Raw genomic sequence first — 16,688 nt, 5'->3', positions numbered from 1 at the left:
CCGAGCCGATGGTATTGCCGTAAAAGGCGTGAGAGTAGGTCGGCGCCAAAATCTACAACGCCCCGCTGCATAACGCAGCGGGGCGTTTCTTGTTTAAGCCCAACTGAAAATCGTTAAACCTAAACCAATTAACTCTCAGTAAAATACACCAAAATGGGTATTGACCACATTTTGGAACCTTTCCATATTTGTGTTATCGGTAATGACTATCGATACTAACGACTACGGAAATGCTTTATCCTGCTATTGAGAATATCCAGCGCATCTTAAACGACGACCTCGCCCCCACCGTATCCATTGCCAATATTGCAGTACTCGATACAGAGGATAATGACCAAAACGATGCTGACATTGTCATTTCCCTTGTAAACATTGAGGAGGTAAGACTTGCCCGAGACCAGCAATATGTCGTCAAAGTAAATGGCGACTTGCTGCCCAAAAACCCACCGGTGCACCTCGATCTTTCCCTCTTATTCACAGCATATGGATCGGGCTATGCAAATAACCTCCAAAACCTACAGGAAATCATCGCTTTCTTCCAAAAACGGCCTGTCTTCAAAGCCGCTGATATTCCAGGGCTCGCCGAAGACAACATTGAGCTACTAACGATGGAAATGGTGACCCTAGGGCTTGAGCAACTGCAGCAGCTTTGGTCGATGCTGGGCGGGAAATACCGTCCCTCCATCCTCTACAAAATGCGTATGCTGACCATCGATAGTGTATTGGATGGGCCGATACCACCCGTCAGAGAAATCCATGCCCGCTTTAAAGGAAAAAACAACTAACTGGCTACCGGCGAAAACCGAGCGCGGCCACATATCATTGAACTTAAAAAAGTGTAACTGCAATCCAACTAATAATCACAAAAATTCACAACGATGGAAACAGCAATCAAAACGCCGGGGGTATATGTAAACGAAATACCCCTATTCCCACCATCCGTGGCCCAGGTCGAAACCGCAGTCCCGGCATTTATCGGACATACCCAAAAAGCCGAAAACGAACTGGGCGAGCCGCTGACGAACCAACCTACCAAGATATTCTCGCTGAAGGAGTATGAACAGCTTTTCGGTGGACCCGAAAACCAATCCGACATCAAAGTGACAGTAAACCAAACAACGGAAGGCACCACTGTTACCACGCTTTCCGCGACGGCGGAACTGCCCTCGGACAAGGTATCGAAGTATAAGATGTATTACAGCCTGCGATTGTACTTTGCCAATGGTGGCGGACCATGCTATATCGTATCTGCGGCACCGACTACAGCCAACATTACGACGACCACCTTAGAAGCTGGATTGAATTCGTTGGCCACTGCCGATGAACCAACCATCATCGTTATTCCGGACGGGCTGTCGCTGGCAAAAGACAAATACTACGAACTGGTGGGAAAGGCAATCGACCAATGTGTACTGCTTCAGGACAGATTCACGTTACTGGATGTACATAATGAAGGAACCAATGTGACGAATACCATCAACACCTTCAGGGCGGAGTTCGTTAAAAATGACAGCCTGAATTACGCAGCGGTCTACTATCCCTACCTAAAAACGACTTTTGAATACGCCTATGTAGATACAGCCGTCAATGTGGTAATTGTAACAAACGGTACGCCCGCGGCAGCGGTAAAATTAAATACGTTGAAAACCAACCAAACGGCTATCTATAACCTCTGCACAGATACCATTAGCAACAAATTGAGCCCCACCCTGGCTCCTTCTGCCGCAATGGCTGGCATCTACGCTCGCGTAGATGGATCGAGAGGGGTATGGAAAGCTCCGGCAAATGTATCGATAAACTCGGTATATGGCCTTAGTACCAGCATTTCCGATGCCGAGCAAGGCTCGATGAACATCGATGCCACCACCGGAAAATCGGTGAACGCCATCCGGTCGTTTCAGGGCAAAGGCTTCCTCGTATGGGGAGCGCGCACCTTGGCGGGAAATGACAACGAATGGCGATACGTAAATGTACGTAGGCTCTTCATCACCGTTGAGGAATCGGCCAAAAAAGCAACTATGCAATTTGTGTTTGAGCCGAACGATGCTAATACTTGGGTAAAGCTACGGGCAATGCTCGAAAATTACCTCACCTTACTTTGGCGCCAAGGTGCGTTGGCGGGAAGTAAGCCAGAGCATGCATTTTACGTGCGCTGCGGACTCAACCAAACGATGACCGCTCAGGATATCCTCGAAGGCAAACTGATTGTTGAAATCGGTATGGCAGCCGTACGCCCCGCAGAATTTATTATCCTTCGGTTCTCGCACAAAATGCAAGAATCATAGGACCTTGTCTATTCATTTGATGTTGAATCTATAAATCTGAAATAACATGGCAAATTATCCCCTACCTAAGTTCCATTTCCAAGTAGAATGGGGTGGAGCAAAAATCGGCTTCAGCGAGGTATCTGGTTTGGATGTATCTATCGAGCCAATTGAGTACCGTGACGGGGCAAGTCCGGAATACCACAAAATCAAAATGCCCGGTTTGCAAAGCTTCTCCAACATCATGTTGAAACGAGGCATTTTCAAAGGTGACAACGAATTCTACAATTGGTGGAATACCGTAGCTCTGAACACCATCGAGCGCCGCGACATTGTGATCTCATTGCTGAATGAAAACCACGAACCCGTGGTGGTGTGGAAAATTAAGAATGCCTGGCCGCTAAAGGTGCAATCAACGGACTTGAGTTCCACAGGCAACGACGTGGCAATTGAAACCATCGAGGTTGCGCATGAGGGGTTAACCATTCAAAATGAAGGGTAATGTTTTCCTATCCACCCGTCGGCTTTCACTTTTCAGTGGCATTCGAGCTGTTTCCACAAACGCCCAACGATTTCCGATTTCAGGAAGTGAGCGGATTGGAAATGATGATGGAAATGGAACCCATTGCAGAAGGGGGGCAGAACCGCTTCACTTGGGAACTACCCGTGAAAGCCAAGTACAGCGATTTGGTACTGAAGCGCGGTATGTTTATCGGATCGGGAATCCTGGTGTGGTGTAAAAATGCGTTCGAAAACTTTGTCTTTGAGCCAGTAAACATACTGATTGCACTACTGAACGACCAACATATACCGGTACAGGCTTGGTATGTTGTCAATGCAATTCCTAAGAAATGGTCTGTATCCGCATTCGATGCAGAAAAAAGTACGGTGGTGGTAGAAAGTCTCACGTTGAGCTACCAGTATTTTGATATCATCAGCGTGGATTCATTACTGTCTGCTACGGCAAGCATCGGCGGTTCGGTTAGCTTCTAAGAAAACGATTATGCCCATTGAAATCAAAGAACTCCACATTAAGGCGGTAGTGGTTGCAGAGCAACAACATACTGCCCCACCGATGGCATCGGCCAGTATCACAAAGCTGAAAAGGGAAATTACCGATGAAGTGCTTAGAAAAGTGCTACAGCGACTAAAACAAAAAAATGAACGATAATGTTTGGCGACCTTACATCTGCTGAAAAGCTGTACATCGAACCGTACCTCGATGCCGCATTCTCCCGGAAAGCCCCAGGCGAGAAGTTCCATGCGCTGATCAATCCGTCGACCTATACGTGCAAATACGAATTCGAGTATGATGACACACAGGCTGGAGGGAAGTCATCGGTGAAGATGAAATTCAACAAAATCAAGCCCCAGAAATTTACGTTTGATTTCCTGTTCGACAGCACCGGCGTGGTAAGAAATGCCGCTGCATTGAATATCTCAGTAGCCAATCCATTTGCCAAGCCTGTCTCGGTAGCCGAGCAAATAGAGGACTTCAAAAAGAAAATCATCGAATTTAAAGGCGATACCCACCGCCCCTACTACCTGAAGATCCATTGGGGTACATTGCTTTTCAAAGGTGTGCTGAACCAAATCGACATCGAATATAAGGTTTTCACCGCAGATGGCACCCCCATGCGCGCGGTAGCAAAATGTTCCTTTACGGAAAGCATCGAAGACAATCTCCGCGAGGCCATCGAGAACAAGCAGAGCCCAGACATTACCCATGAGCGTATTTTTACCGGCGCCGAGCGTATGGATCGCATGGCTGCTGAAATTTACGGGCGCGATGCGTACTACATCGCAGTGGCCGCGTTCAATAAATTGGACGGATTTCGAAACATTCAGCCCGGCACAAAACTCTTCTTTCCGCCAATAGAAAAATAAGCAGCTATGTCCACATCCAACAATAGCGACTTGGTGACCCACACCATACTTATCGGAAGCCAACCGGCATTGACGGCGGCAGATGAGTTGCCACACGCGCTGCATGTTGTGGGTATTGAAGTTGATAGTTCGCTCAATAAAGTCCCAACGGCTACACTCACCGTTGCGGATGGGAACCCCTATGAGCAAGATTTCGAGGTAAGTAGCAGCGGATTGTTAGCTCCAGGAAAGTTTGTCGAGATCAAACTAGGTTATAATGGGGATAATACCACCGTGTTCAAAGGACTTGTCACCGCAAACAGTCATCAGATACAGGATACACAGTCGTTATTGCTTGTTACCTGCAAGCATGAAACTGTGAGAATGACCATCGCTAGAAATAGCCGAAACTACACGGAAGTGAAAGACTCGGATGTGGCCGAGCAATTGCTGGCTGACAATGGCCTCTCCGATTACGAGGTGGCTTCTACGGATGTCGTCCACGAGCAATTGCTCCAAAACCAGATCAGTGACTGGGATTTCATGATGACAAGACTGGATGTAAATGGCCTCTATTATTCCACTGACCAGGGGAAAATTGTAATACGGAAACCCAATGAGGATACGTCTTCCGCATTGACCCTCTCCTACGGACATAACATTGTTTCATTTGAAGCTACGGTTGATGCGCGCGTACAAACCCAGGGAATAGCTAGCCACGCATGGGACCCTACAAATCAGGACGTCGTGACGTCCGAAGGCGCAGGTGGCCCGACCGCTTATGCCGGATCGATGTCTACGGACGAGCTGGCAGAGATTATGGACAAACCCCTTGGAATCCGCGTGTCCGGTTCCATGGAAACACAATCGCTCCAGTTGCTTGCAAACGCGAAAAAGACCAAACAGGCCCTTTCAAAAATTAAGGGGAAAGTACAGTTTTCAGGAGAATCCATTGTTATTCCAGGCTCCTTTCTCACGCTATCCGGACTGGGTACCCAATTCAATGGAAAGGTTTTCGTATCGGCCGTACGCCATGCATATGGTGACGGAAACTGGATGACTGAGGCGACGCTGGGTTGGGACGATATATTCTTTTCGGAAACACTGTTTCCTGAGCATCCCGTTTCGTTTACCGGCCAGTTCGTAGCAACGCAAGGATTACAGGTAGGTGTAGTGACCGATATCATCGACCCCGCGGGCCAAGGACGCATCAAGATACGCTTACCGATTATCAATACTGCAGATGATGGCCTTTATGCACGGTTGGCTACGCTGGATGCCGGCGATGGCCGGGGTACGTTTTTCATGCCTGAGGTTGGCGACGAAGTGATCATAGGATTTTTGGGCGATGATCCCAACTACCCGATTGTGCTTGGGATGCTGCACAGCAGTGCGAAACCTGCCCCCCTTACAGCAGAAGACGCGAATGATGAAAAGGGGTATGTGTCTCGGTCGGGTATAGCTATTGTCATCCATGATGGCAACAAACGGATTTCCATCGAGACGCCGGGCGGGCGGAAACTGGTGTTGGATGACGGCAACAGCTTGTGTACAATGGAAGATAGCGCTGGTAACAAGTTGTTGTTTGACGACAGCGGAATCACGTTATCTGCAGCAAAAGACCTGACGCTAAAAGCGACAAGCTCCTTATCGGTATCGGCCCCACAGGTGGATATCAAAGCCGATGCAACGGCCAAATTTTCCGGAGTTGGGTCGCTGAGTATAGAAAGTTCCGGAATTACCGAGGTAAAGGGTTCGATGGTAAAAATTAATTAATCAGTCATGAGTTTAGCCGCAAGAGTAAGTGATATGCACACCTGTCCGATGGCGAGTCCCAACCCGCACGTGGGCGGAGTAATCATGCCCGCAGGTTGCCCGACGGTATTGATAGGTGGATTGCCTGCTGCACGGGTGAGCGATTTGTGTGTATGCCCAGGACCGCCGAACACCATTGTCAAAGGTTCAGCAACCGTATTGATCGGTGGACTGCCGGCAGCGCGGATGGGCGACCCAACTGCCCACGGCGGCGCCATCACCAGCGGCTGTGGGACTGTAATCATAGGAGGATGAGCCATGGAAGCATTACATAAGTCTTTTCTGGGCACGGGTTGGAGCTTTCCGCCACAGTTTGACAACCGGAGCGGAAACGTGGACATGCTCAGCGATGGCGAAGACATTCGTAGCAGCCTGGAAATCCTACTTTCAACCCGCCCCGGCGAACGGGTAATGTTACCCACCTATGGCTGCAACTTAGGTGAGTTGTTGTTTGAACCGTTGACAACAACCATGAAGACCTATATGAAAGATCTGATACAAACGGCCATATTATACCACGAGCCCCGCATCGACGTCAACAACATCGAGTTGGCCGATACGGGTGAACAGGAAGGTCGGATTCTCATCACGGTGGATTACACCATACGTGCCACCAATTCGCGGTTCAATTATGTTTTCCCCTTTTATCTACAGGAAGGTACCGAAGTAAAATGATAAGCCATGGCGTGCTCTGATAAAAACAGCTTGATACGTGAGGGAACGGCTCAATATAGCAGGTCGCTCGCATCACTATCTCCAACTTTTGCTCAGGTGGATGAACGCAACCTCCCCCAACTGTTGCTGTTTGTGAAACGCTATGCAGCCCACGTCACTTACTTTGACCAGGATAATACGGCGGCAGGAACTTGGGAACCGCTCATTCAACGAGATTTGAGCATCGTCCTCGCCTCTTTGGCCACTTTAGAGCCAATGGTGTTCAACAACTACCACAAATCACTTGTGAAACGTATTCGCGTAGCGGTGAAGGGGTCAGACAGCGAAGAGGCGAAACGCTGTTTCAAATTCGTGTTTGACCTTGCGTATACCTTGGCCAAAACTATTGATGAACAATGCACACTCCTAACCGATAACGGAGACTATCAACGTGATATTGCCAATATCATCGCCTCAAAAATGGATAAGGGCATACGGGCACTCTTGACGTTCAAGGATGCCAACCTGTCCTTATTACCTACCTCAAGTGCCACAGATCCATTGGCACCATTGGTGCCGCTCAATTCTTCCTTAGAAACGTATGGATTCCACTATATCGGTGATACCCCGGAGCCGTTCAACCTAACAGTCCCCGATACCGACGAATTGTCTAAAATCAATTTCATAGTTCACCATAACCTCTTCCAACAACAGATAAATACCGTGTTGACGGCTACAACATTGGCTATCCAAAAGGCGGAGGCCCTATTTACCGATTCCCTCAAAAATTATGACAAACATCAGCCACATCTCGCATTGATACAAGCTTTTTTGCGGTTGTTCAGTCACGCACAGTACGAATTGAACCAATATGGAAAAAACCACTTGGAATATTACTATAAGGATGTATTGCAGCTGAAAGCCAGAAAATCCAAGCCGGATAGCGCCCATCTCATCATTGACCTGCATAAGCATGTAAACCGTTACCTATTAAAAGACGGCACCTTGTTTAAAGGGGGAAAGGACAAAAACGGTAAGCCGCTTGTTTATCGACTATCACAAGACGTTTTACTCAACCAAGCGAAGGTAGCCAAGGTCCATTCACTCCATAAGACCCATGGCCAACTATATGCGACCCAAGACGTTGATCAAGCTTCTGTATTCCTCTTTGGAGACGCAACCGCTCCAGTGGCACCGACGGGTTTCGCCATCGCGTCAAAACTATTACTGCTGAAAAGCGGAGAGCGGACTATCACCGTATCCATCCGGTTCAACGAACTGCGGTCCAGAAAGATGAAATCGCTCCTCCATAACATCACTTTTAAGACCCGATTGACCGGGGAAAAGGGTTGGATAGACGATCAAGTACAGGTTGGTTATCAACCACAGAGTGGCGGGTTCAAATTTTCTATCACTGTTGACGGCGGTAAAGGAGCGGTCCAAGCCTATAGCGAAAAAATCCATCAGTACAATATCGATACCGCCCTACCCCTGTTGATGGTCTATTTTGATCAGGACGCTTCCAACGTGAGTTATGACCTATTGGCCCAACACGCTATCAACGAAATAAGGCTTAGCGTGGAAGTACAAGGCTACAAAGATGCCCTTCTCAGCAACGATGTTGGATTGCTTGATGGCAGCAAACCGTTCAAACCATTTGGAGACCTGCCCAGGCAGGGCGCCGGCTTTTACATCGGCAGCGACGAATTATTCCAGAAGCCATTGACCTCATTGAGCATGACCAGCGATCTACCCGCCTCGTTCTCTGCCGACTATCTGTTCCGTGGTCGCTGGCAACGGCTGGCCATTGGTACCGCAAGCGGCGGTTATACACTTGCCATGCCCGGCCATCCTATCCAAGAGGAGGATGCAACCGGTAGGACCAAACTCGCTTATGGTACCGGTGATCGGGACGGCCATATCCGGCTCTCTTTAACCACCAGTCGATATTCGTTGTCGTCATTCATGGACAGTTTGACACAAAGCTTCAACGAAACCAAGTTGATGAAAATCCCACTGCAAACTTCTTCTGCTATTACGGGGTTATTTGACACCATTTCAGGTGTGAGCGAAATCAAAGAAACCGAGATAAAAAAGAGTGCAGTAAAGGTTGAAGACACACATTCGCAGATGTTGAAGACAGTGGTTTCTGCGGCACAGTTTGAAGGGTTCAGGATGATGAGGAACTCGACCCCTACCCCACCGGAACTAGTTTTAGACAAATTCGAGCTGAACTATTCGGCGGCGGAAACGATTCCCTTTGCACACGAAAGCGGGTCCGCATTTTTCCACCTCTTTCCATTTGGTTACAGGCAAATAGGCAATAAGAAGCGCTTGGGGCTTCTGCCCGTCATTTCAAACAATGGTGAACTGTTCATTGGGCTGGCCGGCATCCAGTCACCCAATACCGTCTCACTACTTGTAGAAGTCGTTGAAGGCAGCTCCAACCCACTTAAGTCAATTGAAACAGTACAGTGGTATTACCTCGATGGCGACAACGAATGGCAACTATTTGATAAAGAGGAACTGATTGACGGCACAAGGCACCTCACACGCACGGGGATTGTCACGGTGTCACTTCCAGCGGAAGCAACACTCGGGGGTACTGTGATGCCGACAGGGATGCTTTGGGTAAAAGTGGTCGTACAAGGGTCGCTTGATGCCGTATGTAAACTGACGTCCATTCGTGCGCAGGCTGCGCAGGTAGCATTGATACAAGACGAAGAAAAAGACAATTATTTCCACGATATCCAACCGAAAGGAACGATTTCTAAACTCGTGGTGAGCAATGCAGCAATTAAACGCATCGAGCAACCATCGGAATCATTCGGAGGGCGGCCCCCTGAGCCAGCCGATCAGTTCTATACACGTGTCAGCGAGCGGCTCCGGCACAAACAACGAGCCATTACCATGTGGGACTACGAACACCTGGTACTCGAACAGTTTCCTTCGATTTACAAAGCGAAGTGCATCAATCGAGCGGGATTCATCGAAGAACAGGGAGCGACCATGTTTTGCGAAAATTACCCAGGACATGTAACATTGGTAACGATTCCGGATATAAGCAAATCTGCCCGCACAGATTCTTTGCGTCCGTATACGCCGATAGGAACACTGGTTGATATTGCAGCCTACCTGGAAAATCTTAAAAACCCTTTCATCGAATTGCACGTCCGGAATCCGCAGTTCGAAGAAATCCAGCTCGAATTTAAAGTAACCTTCCACGCCGGAAAAGACGAGGCATATCACGTCAATCTATTGAATGACGATATCGAGCGCTTCCTTTGCCCCTGGGCATTCGATGCTTCGAAACCGGTATCGTTCGGTGGCAAGATACACCGGAGCACCCTTATTGATTTCATTGACGAACGCCCCTATGTACAGGTGCTTACTGCGTTCAAAATGCACCATATCATCCGCAACGAGCAATCGGCTGTTCAAACCGCCAACTACGATGTAGAAGAAGTCGTGGCCACCTCTTCTCGCTCCGTGTTGGTTTCGTACGCAGAGGGGATCACCAAGCACTTGATCCATGTAACATCAAACTGTGAATGTGTATGAAAAGCTTTACCATACCGGAAACGCAGCAGTTGCATCCCGCACTTGACTATGACGTCCTGCGGCAGGAGGGATTGAAGCATATAGAGCAATTAGCCAGCAGCTTATGGACGGATTATAATGCACACGATCCGGGAATCACCCTATTGGAAGCGCTCTGTTATGCGATTACCGAACTGGGCTACAGGTGCTCTTTCGAGATGGAGCACTTATTGTACGACGCCACCGACCAGGTATTGTACCCAGCACGGCAAATACTGTCTAACCATCCGTTTACGCTCGCAGATTACCGGAAATTACTGATTGACCTCGACGGCATCAACAACGCATGGCTCTCTCCTACCAAGCACCAAGAAACGCCGATTTTCCTCAACCGGCAGGAAAAGGTGCTACAAGTTGAACCGACGGATACAACCCTCCAGCTCAATGGTCTGTATGATGTGGTGTTGGACTTTGATAGCGATGAACAATATGGCGACCTGAATACCGGCGACATAGAGCTAACCAGCCCGGCGGGCGATTTCGTGGTAAAATTCGAATTGCCTGTGTATAAGGATGTTCCTTCAGATATCCTGCGCGAGCCGATTGCTTCGGTTACAGCACAACAGGCGGGTGGCACCGAACTGTATGAACTCATATTGACGAGCGAGAATGGAACCAGCTATAACATACCGTTCGGGATGACCGTTACCTTACATCCCCCAACCGGAAAAGTAACAGCAGTACAACTCGGCACCCTGTTGGAAGACGCAGATTATGTACAACAGATAGCAGATACGTTCCTGTTGAAATTGAAGACGATCCATACGATTTTCAAACACGTAGTGAAACAGCTGCATGCCCATCGCAATTTATGTGAGGATTTCGTATCGATTAAACAGGTAGCATACGAAGAAATTGCTTTCTGCATGGATATTGATGTGTCTCCCGATACTGATATTGAGCGTGTCCAGGCAGAACTATTCTTCGCCATTGAACGTTACCTAAGTCCGGCCGTCAATTTCTATTCACTGAAGGAACTGCTCGATAAGGGATGGGAAACACAGGACATCTATAATGGTGTGCCGCTCAATAATGGATTCGTTGATCCGAAGGAGTTGGAGGAAACGCAATTGCGCACCCATCTATACACTTCGGATGTCATCAATCTCTTGATGGATATCGAGGGTGTATTGGCCGTCAGGAACCTATTGATGACCAAATACGGGCACGATGGGGAACCGATGGACGGTTTCGTTGGCCAGGATTGGTGTATGGCAATTAGTGAATACCATAAACCGGTATTAAGCCTTTCGCAATCCAAAATCATACTTTTCAAGAACAACTATCCATTTCGTGCCCGTGTGAGCGAGGTGCGCGATACCCTATCCGTGATGCGGGCCCAATATGTGTTGGGGAAACACAAGGGTCACGATATGGATATAAACCTCGATACAGGCCGACTGCGCGATACACTCAGTTATTGGCCCGTACAATATGATTTGCCTGCTGTTTATGGTGTAGGCCAATCCGGTCTCCCAGCCCATGCGGATACCTTGCGTAAAGCGCAACAACGCCAACTGAAAGGGTACTTGCAATTTTTCGAGCAACTGCTAGCCGATTTCTTCGCACAATTGACAAATGCCAAGCGCTTGTTCTCAGTCGAAGATATCAAACAGACATACTTCGCCCAGTATCTCGGCGACATCAAAGATACGGACGGATTGCTGTCTGACAACTTGAAAACAGCAATAAATACAGGTCCTGCCAGCGCGCAATGGCAAGCGATATATGAGCGCCAAACACAGTATAATGAGCGCCGGAATCGCTTTTTAGACCATCTGCTGGCTCGGTTTGCCGAATCGTTCAACGACTTTGCATTGCTTCGATATCAAATCAACTATAAGGAGCAAACCACGGAGCGCATCAGCAATGAAGAACTGATTGATGCAAAAATACGGACACTAAAGCAGTATCCGGAACTGAGCGCGAACCGGTCAAAGGCCTTCAACTACTTTCCACAAACCGACGAATTTGATTTGGCGACCAACGAGCTTTGGGATACCGACAATGTTTCCGGATTAGAAAAGCGGATGGGTGCACTGACCGGTATACAAGACGTGACCCGTAGGTTCTTATATTGCATCAAACATACCGAAATCGAATGCGAGGAGGAAAATGTAGATGGCGAGATCCGCTGTATGCATCGTTTCGAGATGACATCGCGCAACGGGGTGGTATTGACTTCATCCAAATTTCCAGCCAAGGAAGATGCCGAGGCCGTACTTGCAAAAGTAATCGACACGGCATCAGCAGCTGGGAATTACCATTTCGTTGAAGGGAAAATTGCGCTACTGGCAGGCGACGAAACCGTGCTGGAAACCATGGATACATTTGATGATCCCGAAACGGCGGCTGGGATCATCGAAAAGTTGGCTGCCGAATTCGGGGAAGGATGCGGAGATCCTGAAGGCCTACACCTTATCGAACATACCTTGTTGCGGCCGAGGACAGGGGCATTCAACCTAATGAACCTATGTGAGGTTGATGCAGATTGCCGATGTGAACTCGACCCGTATTCGTTCCGGGCATCGGTCGTACTCCCTTATTGGCCCGACCATTTTGACCAACCATCATTCCGAAACTATTTGGAAAACAAACTACAAGAAGAAGCACCTGCACATATCCAAATAAAGGTTTGCTGGGTTAATAACGAGCAACTCAGGCAGTTTGAAACCCGCCACAAAGCTTGGATAGCAGCACTGGCCAATTATGTTCAAAATGACAAAAAAGACGAGTTGGCACTGCAAGCTGCAAACGACAGCCTGCTAGCGCTGCTACCACAGCTGAAAAATAGCCATCCACAGGCAACCTTGCATAATTGTGCGGAAAGCAATATCGAAAAGAACCCTGTCATGCTGGGCAGAACAATTTTAGGCACTTATTTAAATCAATGACCATGAACAAGATTGCGTCATATCCCATTTTTGAGGCCGATCAGGTACTGACAAACAACCACCTGAACGATACCGTAAACTACCTGGATAGGCAGACTCGTCTATCTAGGGTGAGGCTCATTGGAAACGGCATCGTTTGCGGACTGGAAGTAACGGTTACGGATGAAAGCATCTCCGTCAACGACGGCCATGGCATCACTTCGCAGGGCTACCTCATTGAGCATTGCCAGCAGGTGTATACCCACTACATCGACTATGCGTCTCCTGAGATTCCCAACAGCTTGAACCTAATTGCCTGCTGCGACAGCGAGCCGAAAGCATTGCCCTACTATGGGGTGGAAGGCATCCTTGAATTGCTGCCTTCAGACACTTTGGAAACTGACAAGAAGCTACTCTCATCGTTAAAAACGGACGAATATGTAATCGTTTTGCTGTTGGAAGCCGAGCAAGTACGGCTAAAAAATTGCGACACAAATGACTGCAACGACAAAGGAGGGCGTCTCGACTTCGTGGTAAAGCCCCTTTTGGTACATACCGATTTACTCGATGGTGATGACGAATCAGCATTCAACACCATCCTACTGAAACGATACGGTGTACCGACAAGCGTTCTGTTAGAAAATGGCGAGCAGATACTCCAAGCATTCTACGATATCGTGGATGACGATATGCTTACCAAGCTGGGACAAAATCTAAGCCGCTGCTGGGACCAATACGCCAACATATTGGGACTCCAGGAATCCAACCCGTTCAAGAAACTCGACCTACGAACCCTGCGGGATAAGTTCAGTTACCAGCAAGGCAATTTCCATTACATTCAGTACTTCTATGATTTCATCGATGATTTAATCAAGGCATACCGCGAATTTATCGGAAAAGCGAAAAGTTATTCGGGCTCGTGCTGTGTAGACGAGCACGCTTTCCCTTTACACCTTGCGCTTGGGTTGGCGTCGGAGTCCACGCGCTTCGGTTATTGGGACGACTATCGGCAGTATTTCATTCCTGTGCATTATCTCTATGGCCAACGGCACCTCAAGGAAGAAGTTGCCGTATTGCTACAACGGCTCAAATACATGGTAGCCGAGTTTGATGGTTCGCTACCGTCCAAAAATCAAGTATTGCGCATCAGACCCAGCAACATCGGCAAAGAACCACTGGCCGACCGATGCATCCCCTTTTATTATCGCCATGAAAGTTTAGACAAATGGTGGAGATTTGAGCAAGATCGAAACGAAAAAGACACAGCTGCCCCCGATAAGCTGCTATACGATATAGAGTCGTTCAACGCTTTCCGCATTGAAGGTCATGTTGGCAAGCATTATTCCACGGCGTTGTCTGAAATCGTAGCGGCCAGGGATACGTATAATTTGCCTTTTGAGGTAGTCGCGTTAAGTGCAGTTGATTTGGAGCAGATCGTCAATGGAAACGATGTAACCTGCAACATACTCGATTTGGAATCGAGCTACAATGTACTGATCGCAGGACTGTTATGCCGGGTAGAACGAATCCTGACCTATGTGGGCGGCCTGAGGCCGAAACGGGATGCAGTCATCGGCGACGTACTAAGTCCCGACAGCCACAAGGTAGACAAAGCCACTTCAATACTTACGCTCTCAAAAAGGGTAGCCGCAATAAAAAAAGAAGTTTCTGTGCAAAAGGGCATCTCTGTGCAGCCTAGCAACGAAAAAGTGAACTACATCAGCAAGGTCATCGACCAGGGCAAAGATGATAATGACGTTAAACTGATGGATTTTGTAGCCAAAGACATCAATTCGTTCCTGATTGCCGACCGGAAGCTTTTTGAGTATGTGCTGCCCAAGCCTGATATGCTCCTTGTATTCCTTCAACAACTCAACGCCATCTTCGGATATCTTTTTGAACATAGCCTGAAGGAATTTGAAATAGACGCATACAGCACCTTGTGGAACAAATACGAAGCATCCGTCAATAGCATCATCGAAGCATCCGCAAACTCAGAAAATGAGGCATTAAAAGACTATTTCGCTCCTAAAAACAATCATGTATTATTTAATTGCACAAATGAGGAACTATATGCCATCAAGGAAGAGTATACCAAACGATTAGATCGATACCAGGAAGCAGTTACGTTTGCACGTTATTTTGAGACGCACCGAGGGCTTGAACACAAAGCCGGCGTGCCCAAAGGTGGAACATTTGTATTGGTATATCAGCCTTCCTCAGCCCGCTACTCGCCCATCATCCCCGAAAGGGACCTCCGATTACTTGCCCAACCGATTGAAACAAGCCGATCGGCTACAACGGCCAAACCGGCAACAACCGCCACCAAACTGCTTGCGGCAGACTCCAAAATATACGCCGATGCCGTGAGCCTCATCGAGCGGTTGAACTTGGGTACCGAAGCTTCCAAAGTATTAGACGCGTTAAGAAAGCGAGGGGAAGAAGAGAAGCAGGATAGCCGGTTGCCCGGTGGCGTAGTAATAGCCGATTTCTATGTCCCCTACCTGTGTAAAAGCAATTGCCCTCCCGTCGCCTACGTTTTCCCCCGACCGCAGGATGAACCGTCGGAACCAGGTAAGCCCGATGAAGAAATGCCCGCAGTTGCCATAGAGCCAACCATTTTCTGCATATCGGATAAAAAGAAATATGCGATTAAGGCCAGCCCCGAAGGCGGGAAATTAACGATCAATGGTACTGAAAGTGAGTTGACGGTTGTTCCGGCAAAGTTTGGGGAAGGCATATTCTCGGTCAAATACACTTTGCCTTCCGGTGCCTCTGCCGAGGCCCAATTTACGGTAAAGGAGCAGGTGAATGCAACCTTTGGAATCGATCAGGCCAGCTATTCGGACCGTGATAAAAACTGGCAATTGGCCTTGAAAGCCACGCTACCGGACGGAGCTGTATCGAAATCCGAATGGCTTTTGGACGGCAAGCCCATTGCCGAAAATACACCGGACGCAACGCTGGTACTGACGCCAAATAACCCGAAAGGTACGATCTCCTATGCCATCCGTGAAAGTATCTGTGGCACAGCCGAACAGACCCTTGCATTCGTGCGGGATGAACAGGCCAGAACGATTCCGGTGGAAGAAGATCCGGCGACTATCCCCGTGAAAACGTTGGATTCCATAAAGTTGGTTTCGGCCCCCAAGGGAGTAACGGTCAAGGAAGGCGCATTAGTCGTCTCCCCTACCCGAATGATGAAAGACGGCCTACGGGATGGCATCATTGCTTACCACTATTCCGATGGGGAGCAAATTATATTAGCCGTGCTCAACCTCACGTTGGGCACCGCAGCCTTCGAAGTGGCCATTGGCTTACCGGATAACGACCTCGTTTTAACGAGGCGGAGCACGACCAACACGGCCGTCAATATCGCTCTCAACGCATTGTCCGATGGAGGGACATCCACGTGGACCATCAATGGCAAAGCGGCAAAGGCGAAAACCAGCATCCCGATGAAGGAATTTGAACAGCTTACGGAACTCGTGATTACCCATCAGATCAAATTTGGAGACGACACCCCTACTGCCACCAAGACGTTTAAACAGCCCCTTGCCGCGGTAAAGAAGCAGCTGGAGGCCGGCAAAGGAAAAATCATCGTGGAATAAAAAAG

General features: G+C 48.4%; 12 protein-coding genes. All 12 read left to right on the top strand.

Annotated features, from left to right (window positions below; all coding sequences use genetic code 11):
- Positions 1 to 230: 230 nt before the first annotated feature.
- The 12 genes from ACEVG1_RS19285 (at position 231) to ACEVG1_RS19230 (ending at position 16,683) form a co-directional block, all read left to right on the top strand.
- Positions 231 to 785 carry a DUF4255 domain-containing protein gene (locus tag ACEVG1_RS19285; protein WP_374745369.1) on the top strand — a complete coding sequence of 185 codons (555 nt, stop codon included), beginning with the start codon at positions 231 to 233 and terminating at the stop codon, positions 783 to 785.
- A 93-nt stretch (positions 786 to 878) separates the two neighbouring features.
- Positions 879 to 2,285: a phage tail sheath family protein gene (locus ACEVG1_RS19280; RefSeq protein ID WP_374745368.1), complete on the top strand. Its 1,407-nt coding sequence runs from the start codon at positions 879 to 881 to the stop codon at positions 2,283 to 2,285.
- Positions 2,286 to 2,331: 46 nt separating this feature from the next.
- Positions 2,332 to 2,766, top strand: coding sequence for a phage tail protein (locus ACEVG1_RS19275; RefSeq protein ID WP_374745367.1), 435 nt, complete (start codon positions 2,332 to 2,334; stop codon positions 2,764 to 2,766).
- Complete coding sequence (locus tag ACEVG1_RS19270; protein WP_374745366.1) at positions 2,766 to 3,257, top strand: phage tail protein; 492 nt, start codon at positions 2,766 to 2,768, stop codon at positions 3,255 to 3,257. The genes ACEVG1_RS19275 and ACEVG1_RS19270 overlap by 1 nt, the downstream gene beginning before the upstream one ends.
- Positions 3,258 to 3,267: 10 nt before the next feature.
- A complete protein-coding gene (locus ACEVG1_RS19265) occupies positions 3,268 to 3,435 on the top strand; it encodes a DUF5908 family protein (RefSeq protein ID WP_374745365.1) in 168 nt (55 codons plus the stop codon).
- Entirely contained in the window at positions 3,435 to 4,151 is a 717-nt protein-coding gene (locus ACEVG1_RS19260; protein WP_374745364.1) for a LysM peptidoglycan-binding domain-containing protein, read from the top strand. Before ACEVG1_RS19265 ends, ACEVG1_RS19260 begins: the two co-directional genes overlap by 1 nt.
- A gap of 6 nt (positions 4,152 to 4,157) precedes the next feature.
- Positions 4,158 to 5,906, top strand: a complete 1,749-nt coding sequence (gene vgrG, locus ACEVG1_RS19255; protein ID WP_374745363.1) for a type VI secretion system tip protein VgrG — start codon at positions 4,158 to 4,160, stop codon at positions 5,904 to 5,906.
- A 6-nt stretch (positions 5,907 to 5,912) separates the two neighbouring features.
- Positions 5,913 to 6,200, top strand: coding sequence for a PAAR domain-containing protein (locus tag ACEVG1_RS19250; protein WP_374745362.1), 288 nt, complete (start codon positions 5,913 to 5,915; stop codon positions 6,198 to 6,200).
- Positions 6,201 to 6,203: 3 nt separating this feature from the next.
- Positions 6,204 to 6,620: a GPW/gp25 family protein gene (locus ACEVG1_RS19245; protein ID WP_374745361.1), complete on the top strand. Its 417-nt coding sequence runs from the start codon at positions 6,204 to 6,206 to the stop codon at positions 6,618 to 6,620.
- Positions 6,621 to 6,626: 6 nt separating this feature from the next.
- Positions 6,627 to 10,160, top strand: coding sequence for a hypothetical protein (locus ACEVG1_RS19240; protein WP_374745360.1), 3,534 nt, complete (start codon positions 6,627 to 6,629; stop codon positions 10,158 to 10,160).
- Positions 10,157 to 13,093 carry a hypothetical protein gene (locus ACEVG1_RS19235; protein WP_374745359.1) on the top strand — a complete coding sequence of 979 codons (2,937 nt, stop codon included), beginning with the start codon at positions 10,157 to 10,159 and terminating at the stop codon, positions 13,091 to 13,093. The genes ACEVG1_RS19240 and ACEVG1_RS19235 overlap by 4 nt, the downstream gene beginning before the upstream one ends.
- 2 nt (positions 13,094 to 13,095) lie before the next feature.
- A complete protein-coding gene (locus ACEVG1_RS19230; protein WP_374745358.1) occupies positions 13,096 to 16,683 on the top strand; it encodes a hypothetical protein in 3,588 nt (1,195 codons plus the stop codon).
- The last annotated feature ends 5 nt before the right edge of the window (positions 16,684 to 16,688 follow it).

The sequence above is a fragment of the Parapedobacter sp. 2B3 genome, assembly GCF_041925275.1.
In the GTDB taxonomy this organism is placed as follows: domain Bacteria; phylum Bacteroidota; class Bacteroidia; order Sphingobacteriales; family Sphingobacteriaceae; genus Parapedobacter; species Parapedobacter pyrenivorans_A.
The sequence above is the reverse complement of the archived record's forward strand: the minus strand, read 5'-3'. Positions and strand labels throughout refer to the sequence as shown.

What these genes read in the sequence shown, in the direction of transcription:
- ACEVG1_RS19285 (WP_374745369.1), top strand. Translation starts at nt 231, where the DNA reads ATGCTTTATCCTGCTATTGAGAATATCCAGCGCATCTTAAACGACGAC.
- ACEVG1_RS19280 (WP_374745368.1), top strand. Translation starts at nt 879, where the DNA reads ATGGAAACAGCAATCAAAACGCCGGGGGTATATGTAAACGAAATACCC.
- ACEVG1_RS19275 (WP_374745367.1), top strand. Translation starts at nt 2,332, where the DNA reads ATGGCAAATTATCCCCTACCTAAGTTCCATTTCCAAGTAGAATGGGGT.
- ACEVG1_RS19270 (WP_374745366.1), top strand. Translation starts at nt 2,766, where the DNA reads ATGTTTTCCTATCCACCCGTCGGCTTTCACTTTTCAGTGGCATTCGAG.
- ACEVG1_RS19265 (WP_374745365.1), top strand. Translation starts at nt 3,268, where the DNA reads ATGCCCATTGAAATCAAAGAACTCCACATTAAGGCGGTAGTGGTTGCA.
- ACEVG1_RS19260 (WP_374745364.1), top strand. Translation starts at nt 3,435, where the DNA reads ATGTTTGGCGACCTTACATCTGCTGAAAAGCTGTACATCGAACCGTAC.
- vgrG (WP_374745363.1), top strand. Translation starts at nt 4,158, where the DNA reads ATGTCCACATCCAACAATAGCGACTTGGTGACCCACACCATACTTATC.
- ACEVG1_RS19250 (WP_374745362.1), top strand. Translation starts at nt 5,913, where the DNA reads ATGAGTTTAGCCGCAAGAGTAAGTGATATGCACACCTGTCCGATGGCG.
- ACEVG1_RS19245 (WP_374745361.1), top strand. Translation starts at nt 6,204, where the DNA reads ATGGAAGCATTACATAAGTCTTTTCTGGGCACGGGTTGGAGCTTTCCG.
- ACEVG1_RS19240 (WP_374745360.1), top strand. Translation starts at nt 6,627, where the DNA reads ATGGCGTGCTCTGATAAAAACAGCTTGATACGTGAGGGAACGGCTCAA.
- ACEVG1_RS19235 (WP_374745359.1), top strand. Translation starts at nt 10,157, where the DNA reads ATGAAAAGCTTTACCATACCGGAAACGCAGCAGTTGCATCCCGCACTT.
- ACEVG1_RS19230 (WP_374745358.1), top strand. Translation starts at nt 13,096, where the DNA reads ATGAACAAGATTGCGTCATATCCCATTTTTGAGGCCGATCAGGTACTG.